The organism is Massilia sp. WG5, from assembly GCF_001412595.2.
In the GTDB taxonomy this organism is placed as follows: Bacteria; Pseudomonadota; Gammaproteobacteria; order Burkholderiales; family Burkholderiaceae_D; genus Telluria.
This window is the reverse complement of sequence record NZ_CP012640.2, coordinates 5,691,354-5,707,788: the sequence shown is the minus strand read 5'-3', so window position 1 is coordinate 5,707,788 and position 16,435 is coordinate 5,691,354. Positions and strand designations below refer to the sequence as shown.

Annotated in this window: 16 protein-coding genes and 4 tRNA genes; 11 read left to right on the top strand and 9 right to left on the bottom strand. The window is 65.6% G+C overall.

Translation table 11 applies throughout. The features are described from left to right. Window positions 1–76: 76 nt before the first annotated feature. From tilS to cysS, 4 genes are all read right to left on the bottom strand, one after another. Window positions 77–1,504 (bottom strand): tRNA lysidine(34) synthetase TilS, encoded by a 1,428-nt coding sequence (tilS, locus tag AM586_RS25455; protein ID WP_047822319.1) that lies wholly within the window; start codon window positions 1,502–1,504, stop codon window positions 77–79. Further along, a complete protein-coding gene (locus AM586_RS25450; RefSeq protein WP_047822318.1) occupies window positions 1,501–2,478 on the bottom strand; it encodes an acetyl-CoA carboxylase carboxyltransferase subunit alpha in 978 nt (325 codons plus the stop codon). The genes tilS and AM586_RS25450 overlap by 4 nt, the downstream gene beginning before the upstream one ends. Window positions 2,479–2,551: 73 nt before the next feature. Next, window positions 2,552–3,187, bottom strand: a complete 636-nt coding sequence (locus AM586_RS25445) for a DNA-3-methyladenine glycosylase (RefSeq protein ID WP_047822317.1) — start codon at window positions 3,185–3,187, stop codon at window positions 2,552–2,554. An 11-nt stretch (window positions 3,188–3,198) separates the two neighbouring features. Next, entirely contained in the window at window positions 3,199–4,596 is a 1,398-nt protein-coding gene (gene cysS, locus AM586_RS25440; RefSeq protein WP_047822316.1) for a cysteine--tRNA ligase, read from the bottom strand. A 260-nt stretch (window positions 4,597–4,856) separates the two neighbouring features. Between cysS and AM586_RS25435 the strand changes: the two genes are divergently transcribed. From AM586_RS25435 to AM586_RS25405, 7 genes are all read left to right on the top strand, one after another. Continuing rightward, entirely contained in the window at window positions 4,857–5,453 is a 597-nt protein-coding gene (locus tag AM586_RS25435; RefSeq protein WP_109370603.1) for a peptidylprolyl isomerase, read from the top strand. 37 nt (window positions 5,454–5,490) lie between these two features. Beyond that, entirely contained in the window at window positions 5,491–5,982 is a 492-nt protein-coding gene (locus AM586_RS25430; RefSeq protein WP_047822314.1) for a peptidylprolyl isomerase, read from the top strand. Between the two features lie 53 nt (window positions 5,983–6,035). Then, a complete protein-coding gene (locus AM586_RS25425) occupies window positions 6,036–6,803 on the top strand; it encodes a UDP-2,3-diacylglucosamine diphosphatase (RefSeq protein ID WP_047822312.1) in 768 nt (255 codons plus the stop codon). A gap of 170 nt (window positions 6,804–6,973) precedes the next feature. Next, complete coding sequence (locus tag AM586_RS25420; RefSeq protein ID WP_047822311.1) at window positions 6,974–7,351, top strand: GntR family transcriptional regulator; 378 nt, start codon at window positions 6,974–6,976, stop codon at window positions 7,349–7,351. Next, window positions 7,348–8,220, top strand: a complete 873-nt coding sequence (locus AM586_RS25415; RefSeq protein ID WP_047822309.1) for an ABC transporter ATP-binding protein — start codon at window positions 7,348–7,350, stop codon at window positions 8,218–8,220. The genes AM586_RS25420 and AM586_RS25415 overlap by 4 nt, the downstream gene beginning before the upstream one ends. Further along, window positions 8,217–9,206, top strand: coding sequence for a hypothetical protein (locus AM586_RS25410; protein WP_047822307.1), 990 nt, complete (start codon window positions 8,217–8,219; stop codon window positions 9,204–9,206). The genes AM586_RS25415 and AM586_RS25410 overlap by 4 nt, the downstream gene beginning before the upstream one ends. Before the next feature lie 7 nt (window positions 9,207–9,213). Next, window positions 9,214–10,035 (top strand): hypothetical protein, encoded by an 822-nt coding sequence (locus tag AM586_RS25405; RefSeq protein ID WP_052233295.1) that lies wholly within the window; start codon window positions 9,214–9,216, stop codon window positions 10,033–10,035. Window positions 10,036–10,041: 6 nt separating this feature from the next. Here AM586_RS25405 and AM586_RS25400 read toward each other — a convergent pair whose 3' ends face one another. The 4 genes from AM586_RS25400 to rnr all read right to left on the bottom strand — a co-directional run bounded on the left by AM586_RS25400 (window position 10,042) and on the right by rnr (window position 14,937). After that, complete coding sequence (locus AM586_RS25400) at window positions 10,042–10,728, bottom strand: YceH family protein (RefSeq protein WP_047822305.1); 687 nt, start codon at window positions 10,726–10,728, stop codon at window positions 10,042–10,044. Between the two features lie 33 nt (window positions 10,729–10,761). Then, a complete protein-coding gene (gene cysE, locus AM586_RS25395) occupies window positions 10,762–11,502 on the bottom strand; it encodes a serine O-acetyltransferase (protein ID WP_047822303.1) in 741 nt (246 codons plus the stop codon). 78 nt (window positions 11,503–11,580) lie between these two features. Beyond that, complete coding sequence (gene rlmB, locus AM586_RS25390; RefSeq protein ID WP_047822301.1) at window positions 11,581–12,327, bottom strand: 23S rRNA (guanosine(2251)-2'-O)-methyltransferase RlmB; 747 nt, start codon at window positions 12,325–12,327, stop codon at window positions 11,581–11,583. Window positions 12,328–12,330: 3 nt separating this feature from the next. Beyond that, the gene (rnr, locus tag AM586_RS25385) at window positions 12,331–14,937 is read right to left on the bottom strand and encodes a ribonuclease R (protein ID WP_047822299.1); all 2,607 of its coding nucleotides are present in this window, start codon (window positions 14,935–14,937) and stop codon (window positions 12,331–12,333) included. Window positions 14,938–15,312: 375 nt separating this feature from the next. On the opposite strand from rnr, the gene AM586_RS25380 reads away from it, so the two are divergent. The 4 genes from AM586_RS25380 to AM586_RS25365 all read left to right on the top strand — a co-directional run bounded on the left by AM586_RS25380 (window position 15,313) and on the right by AM586_RS25365 (window position 15,773). Further along, window positions 15,313–15,397: transfer RNA gene (locus tag AM586_RS25380), tRNA-Leu, on the top strand. Between the two features lie 36 nt (window positions 15,398–15,433). Next, window positions 15,434–15,518, top strand: a tRNA-Leu gene (locus tag AM586_RS25375). 46 nt (window positions 15,519–15,564) lie between these two features. Continuing rightward, window positions 15,565–15,649: transfer RNA gene (locus tag AM586_RS25370), tRNA-Leu, on the top strand. Window positions 15,650–15,688: 39 nt separating this feature from the next. Continuing rightward, window positions 15,689–15,773, top strand: a tRNA-Leu gene (locus tag AM586_RS25365). A 165-nt stretch (window positions 15,774–15,938) separates the two neighbouring features. On the opposite strand, the gene cueR is transcribed toward AM586_RS25365, so the two are convergent. After that, entirely contained in the window at window positions 15,939–16,331 is a 393-nt protein-coding gene (gene cueR, locus AM586_RS25360; protein WP_197416373.1) for a Cu(I)-responsive transcriptional regulator, read from the bottom strand. Between the last annotated feature and the right edge of the window lie 104 nt (window positions 16,332–16,435).

Here is a 16,435-nt window from a genome sequence, read left to right as displayed (position 1 = left end):
CGTTGGGATGCGAAAGCTATACCTAATCGGAATATGGTAATGCGTAAAGCACATATTATGCGCTTTACGCGCGCTTTCAGCTGGCCTGCCAGCGCAGGGCGATGCGCCCTTCCCCGTCGAGCACGTGCCGGCAGTCCATCCCCAGCCCGGCCGCGAACAGCAGGTCGAAGCCGCTGCTGACGATCGGCAGACGCGAGCGTTCCCAGACCGGCACGTTGGCCGCCTGGAACAGCTGCTTGAGGCCGCGGGTCGGGCGGTTCGGCGCCAGTTTCAGGCGCTCGCCCCCCTTGCGGAAGTCGATCGCCAGTTCCCTGCCGCGCAGCCAGGCCGGATCGAGCCCGCGCTCGGCGATGTCGAAATGCAGCACCCCGCCGTAGTCGGGGAAGGCGATGCTGGTTTCGCCGCGCCAGCTGAAGGCCTGGGCATGCTTGACGATGACGCCTTCGTCGTCCGGGTCGCGCAGGCCGGCAAGCTCCGGCTGCTTCGGCACCAGGTAGAGGCGGTCGCGGTGGCGGCGGGCGTCGACTTCCGGGTGCGACACCAGCGGCTGCGCATCCTCGCGCGCCGACAGCAGCTGCGCCACCATTTGTTCCATCCAGGCGGTCGACGGCATGCCGAGGCGCCGTACCGAGAACCAGTGGCGCATCAGGTTGTTGATGCGGTCCGCGCTCAGCAAACGCAGGCGCGCCAAGTCGATGCCATCGTCGACCAGGCAGGCGGCCAGGTCCTGCGCGGCCAGTTCGTCCAGCAGGCGCTGGGCCGACTGCGCGTGCGCGCCGCTGCGTGCGACGCGGCGCTGGAAGCCCGGGAAGGCCTGGGCCAGCGCCGGCATCACCTGGCTGCGCAGGGCGTTGCGGGCGTAGCGCGGGTCGCTGTTCGATTCGTCCTCGACCCAGGACACGCCCTTCTCCAGCGCCAGCGCTTCCAGCTCGGCACGGGCGGCGCCGAGGAGCGGCCGCGCCATCACCAGCCGCTCGTCGCCGAGCAGGCCGGGCGCGCGGTTGGCCGCGTCCATGCCGGACAGGCCGGCCGGGCCGGAACCGCGCAGCAACTGCAGCAGCACGGTTTCGGCCTGGTCGTCGAGGTGATGGGCGGTCAGCAGCAGGTCCACGCGGTGCGCGCGGCACATCTCGCCGAGCGCCGCGTAGCGCTGCTTGCGGGCCGCCGCCTCCACCCCGCTTCTGCCCTTCTCCACCGTGACGTCACGATGGTCGAAGGGCACGCCGAGCGCGGCCGCGCTGGCTGCGCAATGCGCGCGCCAGGCATCGGCGTTCGGGCTCAGGCCGTGGTGGACGTGGAAGGCGAACAGCGGCAGGCCGGCGGCGCGCGCAGCGCCCTCGGCCAGGTGCAGCAGGACCATGGAATCGAGGCCGCCGCTGAGGGCGACCGCGAGTCGGGATGGAGCGTATTCTGCGCGCAGGGCGGCAAGCGCCTGCGCAAAGGAGGCCGCCGTGGCGGCGACCGGACCGGCAGCGGCGTCCGGTCCGTTCTTGCGGTGACTCACTCTTCGCGCGGCGTGGTTTCCTTGAATTTGCCGTAGGCCATCAGCTTGGCGTGACGGGCCTCGAGCAGATCCTTGGTCTTCATGCCCTGGAACTGGCGCAGGGTGTCGGCCAGCGCGCGCTTCAGGCCCTGGGCCATGGCGGCCGGGTCGCGGTGGGCGCCGCCCAGCGGTTCGCTGACGATCTTGTCGATCAGGCCGACGGCCTTCAGGCGGTGCGCGGTCAGGCCCAGTGCGTCGGCCGCTTCGGCGGCGCGCTCCGAGGTCTTCCACAGGATCGAGGCGCAGCCTTCCGGCGAGATCACCGAATAGGTCGCGTACTGCAGCATCAGCACGGCGTCGCCGACGGCGATCGCCAGCGCGCCGCCCGAACCGCCTTCGCCGATGATGGTGGCGATCAGCGGCACCTTGAGTTCGGCCATGACGTACAGGTTATGGCCGATCGCCTCCGACTGGCCGCGCTCTTCGGCGTCGATGCCGGGGAAGGCGCCGGGCGTGTCCACGAAGGTGAAGACCGGCAGGTTGAACTTCTCGGCCAGCTTCATCAGGCGCATCGCCTTGCGATAGCCTTCGGGCTTCGGCATGCCGAAGTTGCGCATCGCGCGTTCCTTGGTGTCGCGGCCCTTCTGGTGGCCGATCACCATGCAGGACTGGCCGTTGAAGCGCGCCAGGCCGCCGATGATCGACTGGTCGTCCGCGAAGCTGCGGTCGCCGTGCAGCTCATGGAAATCGGTGAAGATCGCGTTCACGTAGTCCATCGTGTAGGGACGTTGCGGGTGGCGCGCGATCTGGGAAACCTGCCATGGCGTCAGCTTGGCATAGATGTCTTTCGTCAGTTGCTGGCTCTTCTTGGCCAGGCGGTCGATCTCTTCCGAGATGTCGACCGCCGAGTCGTCCTGCACGAAGCGAAGTTCTTCAATTTTCGAATCGAGCTCGGCGATCGGCTGTTCAAAACTGAGGAAAGTTGTTTTACTCATTGTACCTCCGGAATTGTTCGTGGCCGCGCCCAGGATCGGATCAACCGGGTGCCGCGGCGGCAAGGGCGCTATTTTATACCGGAATCGGGTCCAGACTACGCCATAAATACCATGTGGCAACGGTTCGCCAGGGTTCCCAGTTCGCCGCCACCTCGCGTGCATCGCTGCGCGAGACCGGCTCGCCCGAGAAATAATTCTGGCTGATGCCCTGGATCAGGCCGGCGTCGTCGAGCGGCAGCACATTCGGCCTGAGTAGATTAAATATCAAAAACATCTCCGCTGTCCAGCGGGTGATGCCGCGGATCCGCACCAGCTCGGCGATCACCGCTTCGTCATCCATTTCCGACCATTGGTCGGCATGCACGCGCCTGGCCTTGAAGTGGTCGGCCAGGTCGAGGATATATTCGGTCTTGCGCTTGGAAAGGCCGCAGGCGGACAGTTCCTCGGCGCCGGCCTTGATCACCTGGGAAGGCAGCATCTTCGGGCACAGCTCGCGCAGCTTGCCCCAGGCGCTTTCCGCGGCCTTGACCGTGACCTGCTGGCCGACGATCGAGCGCGCCAGGGTCGTGAACGGGTCCGGATGGCCGCGCAGGTGCATGTCGCCGAACTGCGGGATCAGCTTGTTCATGATGCGGTCCCGCTTCATGAGCTCGGCCTTCGCCTCCGCCCAGTAAGGGGGGACGTCAGGCAATGCCGGGGCCGCGCCCATGGGTTCCCTGGTCACGCGCGGCGCCAGTTGGTGGTGCCGTCGGGCTTGTCTTCGAGCACGATGCCGGCGGCCGTCAGTTCGGCGCGGATGGCGTCGGCCTCGGCGAAGTTGCGCGCCTTCTTGGCGGCGGCGCGGCGGGCGATGGCGTCGTCGATGGCGGCCTCAGTCATGCCGCCCTCACCCGGCGTACCGGCCTGCAGGAATTGCTGGGGCGCGCGCTCGAGCAGGCCCAGCACGCCGGCCAGGGCCTTCAACTGGCGCGCGGTGTCCGCCGATTTGGTCCGGTTGACTTCGCTGGCCAGGTCGAACAGCTCGGCCACCGCCAGCGGGGTGTTGAAGTCGTCGTCCATCGCTTCGCGGAAGCGCACCGCATGCGCTTCGTCCCAGTCGACCGCCGGCGCCTCGATGCCGAGTTCGACGTCGGCCAGGGCCGTGTACAGGCGGGTCAGCGCGCCCTTGGCATCGTCGATGTGGGCGTCCGAGTAATTCAGCGGGCTGCGGTAGTGGGCGCGCAGGATGAAGAAGCGGATCACTTCGGCATCGTATTTCTTCAGCACGTCGCGGATCGTGAAGAAATTGCCCAGCGATTTGGACATCTTCTCGTTATCGACGCGCACGAAGCCGTTGTGGATCCAGTAGTTCGCCATCGGCGGACCGAAGGCGCCTTCCGACTGCGCGATCTCGTTCTCGTGGTGCGGGAACTGCAGGTCGGCGCCGCCGCCGTGGATGTCGAAGTGTTCGCCCAGCAGCGCGCAGGACATGGCCGAGCATTCGATGTGCCAGCCCGGACGGCCGATGCCCCATTTCGAATCCCATTTGGCTTCCGCCGGTTCGGATTCCTTGCCGGCCTTCCACAGCACGAAGTCGAGCGGGTCGCGCTTGCCGGTATTGACGTCGACGCGCTCGCCGGCGCGCAGGTCGTCCAGCGACTTGCCGGACAGCTTGCCGTAGCCTTCGAATTCGCGCACGGCGTAGTTGACGTCGCCGTCCTCGCCCTTGTAGGCGAGGCCCTTCTGTTCCAGCTTCTCGATAATCGACAGCATGTGCGGCACGTGCTCGGTGGCGCGCGGCGCGAAATCGGGCGGCAGGATGCCCAGCGCAGCGGTGTCCTCGTCCATCGCCTTGATGAAGCGGGTGGTCAGCTGCGACATGGTCTCGCCGTTCTCGACGGCGCGCCGGATGATCTTGTCATCGATGTCAGTGATGTTACGGACATACTTGACCTCGTAGCCCGAAGCCTTGAACCAGCGGTAGATGACGTCGAATGCCATCATCATCCGGGCGTGACCGACGTGGCAGAAATCGTAGACCGTCATCCCGCACACGTACATATTGATCTTGCCGGGCTGGAGGGGAACGAATACCTGCTTGTCACGCGCGAGCGTGTTGTAGATCTTTAGTTGGCTCATCGGATGGTGTTCTGGATGGTTGGAGCTTGACGCTCGGACGCACTTGCTGCTGGGCAGCGTGCCGGGAAGTGGCTTCCGTCGCGACCGTCAGGGCTGTTTACAATACCAAATCATGTTGCTTTGATAAAATCAACAGTCCGTCGCAAAGTATAGCATTGATAAAATCCTGACTGGCCGCATATGCCACAGGTTTATTTTTCTGCAAAACCCTTGACATCACTTTGCGTTGTATCCACAGAGAGGAAGCCACGATGCACATCATGAAACCGCCCCGCACCCGCGTTTTGACCCAGCTGTTGCCCCGTATCGCGGTCGCTGCCGGCGCCATCCTGCTGTCGACGGCGGCCTGGGCAGCAGATCCGCAGGTCTCGCTGAAAACATCGATGGGCGAGATCGTGCTGGAACTGAACCAGGAAAAGGCGCCGAAGACGGTCGAGAACTTCCTCCAGTACGTGAAAGCGGGATTCTACAAGGGCACGGTGTTCCACCGCGTCATCGATGGCTTCATGATCCAGGCCGGCGGCATGGACGCCCAACTGCACGGGCGCAAGACCCGTCCGCCGATCAAGAACGAATCGGACAACGGCTTGTCGAACGCTGCCTATACCGTCGCGATGGCGCGCGAGTCGAATCCGGACACCGCCACCTCGCAGTTCTTCATCAATGTAGTCGACAATCCGGGCCTGGACTTCCCGAACATGAACGGCTCGGGCTACGCCGTGTTCGGCAAGGTCGTGAAAGGCCAGGAAGTGGTCGACAAGATCAAGGGCGTGCTGGTGGACGACGTGCACGGCATGGAGAACGTGCCGGTCACGCCAGTCGTGATCAAGTCCGCGACCATCGTCAAAGCGAAGTAAAATACCGAACTCTTAACAATAAGGCACAGGACAAACCATGACCACCGTACTCATGACCACCAACAAGGGCAACATCAAGATCGAACTCGACGACGCGAAAGCGCCGAAGACCGTTGCCAACTTCGTTGAATACGTCAATCAAGGTCACTTCAGCAACACGATCTTCCACCGCGTCATCAAGGACTTCATGATCCAGGGCGGCGGCTTCGAGCCGAACATGTCGCAGAAGCCGGCCGACAAGACCGTCGAGAACGAAGCCAAGAATGGCCTGAAGAACGACAAGTACACCATCGCGATGGCCCGCACCATGGCCCCGCACTCGGCCTCGGCCCAGTTCTTCATCAACACCAAGAACAACGACTTCCTGAACTACCCGGGCCAGGACGGCTGGGGCTATGCCGTGTTCGGCAAGGTTGTCGAAGGCCAGGACGTGGTCGACCAGATCAACGCCGTCAAGACCGGCCGCTCGGGCATGCACTCGGACGTGCCGGCCGAGGCCGTGATCATCGAAAAGGCCGAGATCGTCTGATCAGGCAGTAAGTTTTTATCCAAGTAACGCGTGGGACCGTCCACCGAATACCGATGAACAGTCCCGCGCGCACGCTTGCGCTCTTCATTTCCGACCTGCACCTGCAGGAATCGCATCCGCAGACGGCCGAAGCCTTCTTCCGCTTCCTGGCCGAGCATGCCTCCCATGCCGAAGCGCTCTACCTGCTCGGCGATATCTTCGAATACTGGGCCGGCGACGACGACCTCGACACGCCCTTCCACCAGCGCATCGTCAGCGCCCTGCGCGCGCTCGCCGACGCCGGGGTGGCCGTGTACTGGATGGCCGGCAACCGCGACTTCCTGGTCGGCCAGGACTTCGCCCGCGCCGCCGGCCTGACCCTGCTGGCCGATCCGCACGTCGTCAGGGTCAAGGGCCAGGCCATCGCCCTGGCCCACGGCGACGCCCAGTGCACCGGCGACCTCAACTACATGGCCTTCCGCGCCCAGGTGCGCGAGCCAGGCTGGCAGCAGCAGTTCCTGGGCATGCCGCTGGCGCAGCGCAAGGCCATCATCGCCGGCCTGCGCGAAGGCAGCCGCAAGGCGCAGGGCGAAAAGACCTGCGAGATCATGGACGTGACCGGCGACGCGGTGAACGCCCTGCACGAGGCGACGCAGGCCGACGTGATCATCCACGGCCACACCCACCGCCCCGCCCTGCACCAGGACCCGGCGACCGGCCGCCGCCGCTATGTGCTGCCGGACTGGGAACTCGATGCCGAACCGGCGCGCGGCGGCTGGATCGCGATCGACGCGGATGGCGCGATCACCCGCCACGGCCTGGACGGCCGCATCCTCTCCTGAAGCAGCGCGCCCGCCACCTCTGACGTATGCATTGAAAACTTGTTGAACGTTTCGGGCCTAGTGTTATACTTCACTACAACACCACCGCAATACAGCACCAACGCAACACCCACCAACGAGGAGGCAGGCATGGTTCCACCCATCTGCACCGCAACCACGAGGAGCCGGCAATGACAATCGGCTGGAACGATAACGCGCCGATTTATCGGCAATTGAAGGAGAAGGTGATCGGCATGATGCTCGACGGCGCGCTCAAGGCCGGCGACCCGCTGCCCTCGGTGCGCCAGGTGGCCGCCGAGTACCAGCTGAACCCGATCACGGTCTCGAAGGCTTACCAGGAACTGGTCGACGACAACTTAGTAGAAAAAAGAAGGGGGATCGGTATGTATGTCACTGAAGGCGCCAGCGAAAAACTGCTGGCAAGCGAACGCGAACGCTTCCTGCGCGAGGAATGGCCGGCGATGCTGGAACGCATCCGCCGCCTCGGCCTGAACGTCGACCTCCTGATGCGCGACCAGGCGCTGGGCGAACACGGAGGCCAGGCATGAGCACCGTCCTCTCCGCCAAAGGCCTGGCCAAGCGCTACGGCAAGCGCGTCGCCGTCGACGGCATCGACTTCGAGATCCCGGCCGGCCGCATCGTCGGGCTGATCGGCCCGAACGGCTCGGGCAAGACCACCACCCTGAAGGCCGCCCTCGGCCTGATCCCCTTCGACGGCCAGCTGTCGGTGCTGGGCTTCGACCCGCGCACCCAGCGCGACGACCTGATGCAGGACGTCTGCTTCATCGCCGACGTCGCGATCCTGCCGCGCTGGCTGCGCGTCAAGGATGCGGTCGACTTCGTGCAGGGCGTGCACCCGCGCTTCAACCGCGAGCGCGCCGAGCGCTACATCGCGAACACCAAGCTGAAGCCGACCATGAAGGTCAAGGAAATGTCGAAGGGCATGATCGTGCAACTGCACCTGGCCCTGGTGATGGCGATCGAGGCCAAGCTCCTCGTGCTCGACGAGCCGACCCTTGGGCTCGACATCATCTACCGCAAGCAGTTCTACCAGAACCTGCTGGAAGACTATTTTGACGAGCACAAGACCATCGTCATCACCACCCACCAGGTCGAGGAAGTCGAGCACATCCTGACCGACCTGATGTTCATCCGCGACGGCAAGATCGTGCTGGCCGCGTCGATGGAAGAGATCGGCGAGCGCTATGTCGAGGTGATGGTCTCGCAGGACAAGATCAGCGCCGCCAATGCGCTCTCGCCGATCGACCGCCGCACCGTGTTCGGCAAGGCCGTGATGCTGTTCGATTCGGCCGCGCCGGGCAGCGCCTCGCGCCAGCAGCTCGCCGCCCTCGGCGAAACCCGCAACCCCAGCGTCGCCGACCTGTTCGTGGCGACCATGAAAGGAAGCTACGCATGAACACCCTGACCATGAAATGGCTGCTCCGCCGCGAGTTCTGGGAGCACAAGGGATCGATGTTCTGGGCCCAGGTGATCGTCGCCGCCGTGCTGGTGCTGTTCGTCGGCGGCTCGCTGGTGTACGGCCTGGGCATGCACGGCCCCTCGCACATGACCATCAACGGCCGCACGGTCACCCACACGGGCCTGGCCTCGGCGATGCCGCTCGAGATGAAGGACAAGGTGGTCGATGTCGCCAGCGGCATGTACGTGGCCGCCGGCTCGCCGCTGATGCTGCTGATGGCGGTGGTCATCTTCTTCTACTGCCTCGGCGCGCTGTACGACGAGCGCCGCGACCGCAGCATCCTGTTCTGGAAGTCGCTGCCGGTCTCGGACGGCATGACCGTGCTGTCGAAGGTGCTGACCGCGGTCTGCGTGGCGCCCCTGATCGCGATCGCCTTCGCCTTCGCGGCCTCGCTCGGCCTGCTGCTGATCGGCTGCGCGATCCTGTCCTTCGCCGGCGTGAACATGTTCGGCGCCCTGCTCGCTTCGCCGAACCTCTACCTGCAGCCGCTGCGCCTGGTCGCCCTGCTGCCGGTGTACGCCGTCTGGGCGCTGCCGACCGTCGGCTGGCTGCTGCTGGTGTCGAGCTGGGCCAGGACCAAGCCCTTCCTGTGGGCGGTCGGGGCGCCGCTGATGGTGCTGCTGCTGGCGAAATGGATCAGCATGGCGCTGGGCGGCTTCGAGCACGACGCGCTGGACGTGCAGTGGTTCGCCAATGAAGTCGTCGGCCGCGCCCTCGGCGGCCTGGTGCCGGGCATCTGGTTCTCCTTCACCGGCGGCGTGCCGGCCGGGCTGCATCCGAACGAGAACGGTGTCGACGTGCAGGGCCTGTTCCTGGCTTCCTGGATGACCCTCGCCACCGCCAAGGCCTGGATCGGCGCGCTGCTCGGCGGCGCCATGATCTTCGCCGCGATCCGCCTGCGCCGCTGGCGCGACGAAGGCTGAGGCCAGCATGCGCAAGATACACGCCAGCCTGTATCTCGTCCTGGCCGCGGGAAGCGTGCTGGCGCTTCCCGCCGGCGCGGCGGCGCCGGACAAGGACGAACCCGGCACCGTCCACATCAACGCCATCAAGAACCCGGAGCTGTACACCTACCGCGCGGTCGTCGCCGGCCTCGACAAGTTCGACGAGCTGCACGCGCTCGCCCCTGGCGTGCCGCAGCTGCGCTTCCTGGTGCGCCCGCCGGACGGCAAGACGCTGGGCGGCGAGCCGCTGGCCGCGCGCATCGCCGCGGACGACTTCTCGATTCCCCTGGTGCTCGACCAGGACCTGCGCTTTTCGGTGCCGCGCAGCCAGGCGGCGTACGACGCCAGGGCCGAACTGGTCCTGAACCGCAAGAAGCGCGAGGCCCGTTTCGACACCTATGTCCGCACGCCGGGCCTGCCCGACAACCGGTACCGGATGGGCGACGTACGCCTCGATTGCCAGGTCAAGATCGCGATCGCCAAGGAAGAGATTCCGTTCTGGGCGAACGCCCTGGTCAACAGCCTGCTGCTGACCACCGACTGGTGCTCGTGGTTCAAGGGCGAGACGCCGAACGGCGGCGACCGCAACTGGTCGCACGGCGCCGCCGCCGAGCTGCGCGCGGCGACGCTGCGCGAGGGCGATCGCAACAAGGCGCTGGAGGTCGAGGGCAAACGCTTCCGCCTGCCGATCGGCGACGCCAGCTGGAGCAACGACGCCATCGTCGAGCTGGACTACGCGCCGGCCGCCGCGCCGGCCGTCGCTCCCCGGGCCGATACCATGGACCTGGTGGAGCACGTCAGGCCATGAGCGGGCTTACTCGAACTGCTGGCGGAAGGCCGCGAACTGCGCCTTGAGTTCGTCGACCTCGGCGCGCAGCGCGGCCACTTCCTGCTCGAGCTGGGCGGTTCGTCCGCCCACAGCGCCGCCCCCGGCGGAGGACGGCGCGGCATCGGCGCGCGCGAGGTCGATCTCGCCGCCCAGCAGCTGGCCGTAGCGCGGCTCCTTGGTGCCGGGCGCACGCTCGAGGCGGGCCACCAGCGGCGGGTATTTATCGATCAGGAACTGCAGCGCGCTCTCCGCCTCGGCCACCGACTTGAAGTCATGCAGGCGTCCGCTGCGCGAGCGGATCTCGCCGGCGGTCTGCAGGCCGCGCAGCATCAGCACGGTCAGCACCGCCACCTTGTCCTGCTCGAGCGACCATTTGATGCGCATGCGGTGCTCGTACTTGATGACGCGCGCGCCGGCCTGCGACATGCTGCCCACCAGCTTGCGCTGCATGAGGCGCTGCAGGGTGTCGTGGACCACGTCCTCGGACAGCTGCATCACCGGATCGCGGCTGGACAGCTGGTTGCAGCCGTTCATGACCGCATTCAGCGACATCGGATAATTGTCGGGCGTGAGCGCTTCTTTTTCGGCCAGCACGGCCAGCACGCGGATCTCGTTGGGGTCCAGGCTTGACGCCGGGTCGAAGCTGGCGGGGATGTCGCTGTTTTCGCTCATCGGCTTATCTGCTCATTTGATTGGTTGAATTGCTCAGTCGACCAGCCGGTTGAGCTGGTCCTGATCGAGCCTGTCGGTCTCGCCCAGTCCGGCGCAGGAGATGCCGGCCGCCTTGATGGTCGAGCACAGGCGCTCGATCTGCTCGTCCTGGCAGGCCACGTGGTTGATCAGGTTGCGCAGGGCCTTCGACAGCGGATCGTCGCCGTTCGGCGTGACGCCGTAGGCCGCGAACATCTGGGCGCTGCGCACCTGGTCTTCCTTGCGCACGATGTGGGCCGGATTGCCGACCGCGGTGGCGCCGGCAGGCACCGGCTTGACCACCACCGCATTCGAGCCGACCTTCGCATACTCGCCCACCGTGAAGGCGCCCAGCACCTGGGCGCCGGCACCGACGATCACGCCGCGCTCGAGCGTCGGGTGGCGCTTGGTGCCGGCCACCAGGGTGGTGCCGCCCAGGGTCACGCCCTGGTAGATGGTGCAGTCGTCGCCGACCACGGCGGTCTCGCCGATCACCACCCCGAAGCCGTGGTCGATGAACACCCGCCGGCCGATCGTCGCGCCGGGGTGGATCTCGATCCCGGTCAGGATGCGGGCCAGGTAGGAAATGAAGCGTCCGGGCCACTTGAGGCCGGCCCGCCAGCAGGCATGCGCCCAGCCGTGCATGACGACCGCATGCAGTCCGGGGTAGCAGGTGAGCACCTCCCAGCCGTTGCGTGCGGCCGGGTCGCGTTCGATGATGCTCTGGATATCTTCGCGCAGCTTGGAAAAAAACATAGGCGAGATGGTAACGTATCCGCGCCGCCCCTGCTTGACAGGCAAAGATAACTTGCCCCCGCCTTCGCGGGAGCGACCTTATTTGGGCTCCAGCGCCAGGCGCTGGCGGCGCGCCTCGTACAGGCAGACGCCCGAGGCCACCGACACGTTCAGGCTCTCGACCGAGCCGAACATCGGGATACTGACCAGCAGGTCGCAGGTCTCCCTGGTCAGGCGGCGCATGCCCTCGCCTTCCGAGCCCATCACCAGCGCGGTCGGGCCCGTGAAATCGCCTTCGTACAGGCCCTTGTCGGCGTCGTCGGAGGTGCCGATCAGCCAGATGCCGCGGTCCTTCAGGTCGCGCATGGTGCGCGCCAGATTGGTCACGGTGATGTAGGGGACGGTCTCGGCGGCGCCGCTGGCGACCTTGGCGGCGGTGGCGTTCAGGCCGACCGAGCGGTCCTTCGGCGCGATCACGGCATGCGCGCCGACGCCGTCGGCCACGCGCAGGCAGGCGCCCAGGTTGTGCGGATCGGTGATGCCGTCCAGGATCAGCAGCAGCGGCGGGCCTTCCACCGCATCCAGCAGCTCGTCCAGGTTGCGCGCCAGGGTCAGCTGGCTGGCGAAGGCGATCACGCCCTGGTGGCGGCGGGTGCCGACGATCTTGTCGAGACGCTCGGCATCGACCGGCATCACGCGCACGCCGGCCTGCTTGGCGTTGGCGATCAGGTCCTGCATGCGGCGGTCCTGGCGGCCGGCGTCGACGAAGATCTCTTCCACCGATTGGGCCTCGTGGCGCAGCCGCGAGGTCACCGCATGGAAGCCGAAAATCATTTTATTTTTCATGTATTACTTACTGCTCTTTCTACTGGTTTTGGAGGCGGCCTTGGGGGCCTTCGCGGCGCTCTTTTTGGGAGCGCTCTGTTTTGCTGCGGTTTTCTTGCCCGCGTTCCCGGTCGGCGCGTCTTTCTTCGCGGCCGGCTTGGCGCCGCGGCGCGTCGGCGGCACGAAGACGATGTCGTCCTCGCTCTCGTCGCTGGTGCTGAAGTCGGGCGGCACCGGCGGCTCGCCCTTCATGCCATGCACCTGCTGCGGCGAAGCCGGGACCGGCGCAACGGCGCCGCCGTTCAGCCCGCCCTTGGCCTTGCGGCGGCGCGGCGGCTTCGGCTCCAGCGCGTCCAGCGCGGCGGCGCGGGCGCGCTCGAGCGGGGCCGGCACGGCCTTCTGTTCGCTCGGCTGCGCCAGCACCAGGTCGATCTTGCGCGCCTCGAGGTCGACGCGCGCCACCTGCACCGTCACGCGGCCGGTCAAGGCATACACCTGGCCGCTGTTCTTGCCGCGCAGCTCATGGCGCGCTTCGTCGTACTCGAAATAATCCTGTCCCAGGCCGGTGACGTGCACCAGGCCCTCGACGAACAGCTCGTCGAGCTGCACGAAGATGCCGAACGGGGTTACGCCCGAGATCACGCCGGTGAACTCCTCGCCCAGGCGGTCCTTCATGTAGTAGCACTTGAGCCAGTTCTCGACGTCGCGCGAAGCTTCGTCGGCGCGGCGCTCGTTGGCCGAGCAGTGCACGCCCAACGCATCCCAGATCGTCAGGTCCTTCGGATCCTTCTGCTTGCCGGCCGCCTTGTCCTTGGCCTGCTGCTTGCGGGTCGCGTTCGACACCGTGGTGTTCAGCTTCGACAGGTCGATATTGGTCGGCTCGTACTTCTTGCCGAGCAGGACCGCCTTGATCGCACGGTGGGTCAGCAGGTCCGGATAGCGGCGGATCGGGCTGGTGAAGTGGGCGTAGTGCTCGTAGGCCAGGCCGAAGTGGCCGACGTTGTCCGGGCTGTAGACCGCCTGCTGCATCGAACGCAGCAGCATGGTCTGCAGCAGGGTCGCATCCGGGCGTTCCTTGATCTTGTGCATCAGCTCGGCGTAGTCGCGCGCTTCCGGCTTGTTGCCGCCGCCCAGGTTCAGGCCGACCTGCTTCAGGAAGGTGCGCAGCTGGTTCAGCTTTTCCTCGGTCGGCACCGCGTGGATGCGGAAGGTGCTCGGCTGGTCGTGGCGGATCAGGAAGTCGGCCGCGCAGACGTTCGCCGCCAGCATGCACTCTTCGATCAGGCGGTGCGCGTCGTTGCGGGTGCGCGGGATGATCTTCTCGATCTTGCCCATCGGATTGCAGACAATGTAGGTCTCGGTGGTCTCGAAGTCGATCGCGCCGCGCTTCTGGCGTTGCTGCAACAGCGCGCGGAACACCTCGTTCAGGTTCAGCAGGTGCGGCACGATGCCGGGACGGCGGCCCGCTTCCGGCCCCTTGGTGTTGCCGAGGATGGCGGCGACCTCGTTATAGGTCAGGCGCGCCGCCGAGTGCATCACGGCCGGGTAGAACTGGTAGGCCGAGACTTCGCCGCTTGCCGTGACGACCATGTCGCACACCAGGCACAGGCGGTCGACCGCCGGGTTCAGCGAGCACAGGCCGTTCGACAGCTTCTCCGGCAGCATCGGGATCACGCGGCGCGGGAAGTAGACCGAGGTCGAGCGCTCGATCGCATCGCCGTCGAGGCCATCGCCCGGCTTCACGTAATGGCTGACGTCGGCGATCGCCACCAGCAGGCGGTAGCCCCTGGTGCGGCCGATCTTGACGGGTTCGCAGTAGACCGCGTCGTCGAAGTCGCGCGCGTCCTCGCCGTCGATGGTCACCAGCGGCACGTCGCGCAGGTCGACACGGTTGCCCAGGTCGCCGTCGCGGACTTCGTTCGGCAGCTTGCCGGCCTGCTTCTGCGCAGCCTGCGAGAACACGTGCGGCACGCCGAACTTGCGCACCGCGATCTCGATTTCCATGCCGGGGTCGTCCAGCTCGCCCAGCACCTCGACCACCCTGCCGGTCGGCTGGCGGAAGCGCGAGGGCTGTTCGACCAGCTCGACGCTGACCACCTGCCCGGCCTTCGCCTTGCCCGGCGATCCGTCCACCAGGATGTCCTGGGCGATACGCTTGTCTTCGGGCGCGACGATCCAGACGCCGTTTTCCTGCAGCAGGCGGCCGATCACATGGGTGTTGGCGCGCTCGGTGACTTCGACGATCGTGCCTTCCGGACGGCCGCGGCGGTCGGTGCCGACCACGCGCGCCAGCACGCGGTCGCCATTCAGGACCTTCTGCATTTCCTTATCGGGCAGGAACAGGTCTTCGCCGGGTTCGTCCGGGATCACGAAGCCGAAGCCGTCGCGGTGCGCGCTGACGCGGCCCGAGATGAAGCTCGAATGGTCCGTCAACGCATACTGGCCGGCGGGGTTCGAGCGGATCTGACCGTCACGCTCCATCGCATTCAGGCGGCGCGTGAGCACGCCCTCCGCTTCGGGATCGACCTGCAGGGCGCGTGCCAGTGCGCCGCTATCGAGCGGCCCCTTGGCATCGCGGAAAATGCCGAGAATCTCCTCGCGGCTTGGAATGGTATAGGTTGGGTGCTTCAAATCGTGTTCTGTTCTATTCTTGTTGAGCCAGTGACGCGCCGCCTGCCCGTGCTTCGCACGTTTGGCCGGTAGCGCAATGTTGGTTGGATTGACACCTTGACAGGCGTAGTGTAACGGAGGACTGGCGTATTCGCCTAACGCGAACCGTCCAAGCGTGACGCGGTCACCCGTCAGTAGTGTTTCGCAGGGCCTTTGACATTTGCCAATCATCCGCTATACTTTCGGTCTCTTCGCAAACGGCACAGCCGAATGCGGGGATGTTGCGAAGCTGCAGCCGGCGTTTTGGACGAACGAAAGTTGGTCTAGCGCAAATCGGCAAAGCCTGATATCGTAGCGGAATTCGACGGCAACGTCGAGCGATGATTGCAAGACCCGGCCCACGTGGCGGAATTGGTAGACGCGCATGGTTCAGGTCCATGTGCCGCGAGGTGTGGGGGTTCGAGTCCCTCCGTGGGCACCAAAGCCGGTCTTGCAGACATTGAAAGCAGTTTGATATGCCCACGTGGCGGAATTGGTAGACGCGCATGGTTCAGGTCCATGTGCCGCGAGGTGTGGGGGTTCGAGTCCCTCCGTGGGCACCAAAAGCTACCTGCTTGTTGTAGTTCGGTTGTACCGGTTGTTTGATATGCCCACGTGGCGGAATTGGTAGACGCGCATGGTTCAGGTCCATGTGCCGCGAGGTGTGGGGGTTCGAGTCCCTCCGTGGGCACCAAATGCTACCGTAGTAATTGCTGTACCTGTTGTTTGATATGCCCACGTGGCGGAATTGGTAGACGCGCATGGTTCAGGTCCATGTGCCGCGAGGTGTGGGGGTTCGAGTCCCTCCGTGGGCACCAAATGCTACCCGGCTTGCAAAAGCCTCCGGACTCATCACAAGATGAACCATCGGCGCAAAACGCCGCAATCTTTGCTCAAGGATTGCGGCGTTTTGCGTTTTTGTCGCGGCTAATAAAGCCCGCGTGGCGGCGTTGCATTCGTCTCTCCGTACTGGCCGCTCCGATTTAGTGCGTCGCCAGGTCGTCCAGGATCGGGCAATCGGAACGCTGGTCGCCGTGGCAGGAGCTGGCCAGCGATTCCAGAGTGCGCTTCATGGCCTGCAGTTCGCCGATCTTGCGGTCCAGCTCCGCGATATGCTGTTCGGCCAGGCGGCGCACGTCGGCGCTGGCGCGGTCCTGGTCCTGCCACAGGGCCAGCAGCCCGGCGATCTTTTCGAGCGGGAAGCCGAGCGCGCGGCCGCGGTGGATGAACTGCAGCAGGCGCACGTCCTGCTCGCCGTAGACCCGGTAGCCGGCCGCCGTGCGCTGCGCCGCCGGCAGCAGCCCGATCGATTCGTAGTGCCGGATCATCTTGGCCGACACGCCCGATGCCTGCGCCGCCTCGCCGATATTCAACATTTCCCTTCCTCCATTCGACCATCCGGGACAGGATACACCTTCCCATCGTGGTAAGGTCAAGACGGGCACCGAGCTTGACTTGGCGCTCCGCTGGCGTCAAGCTC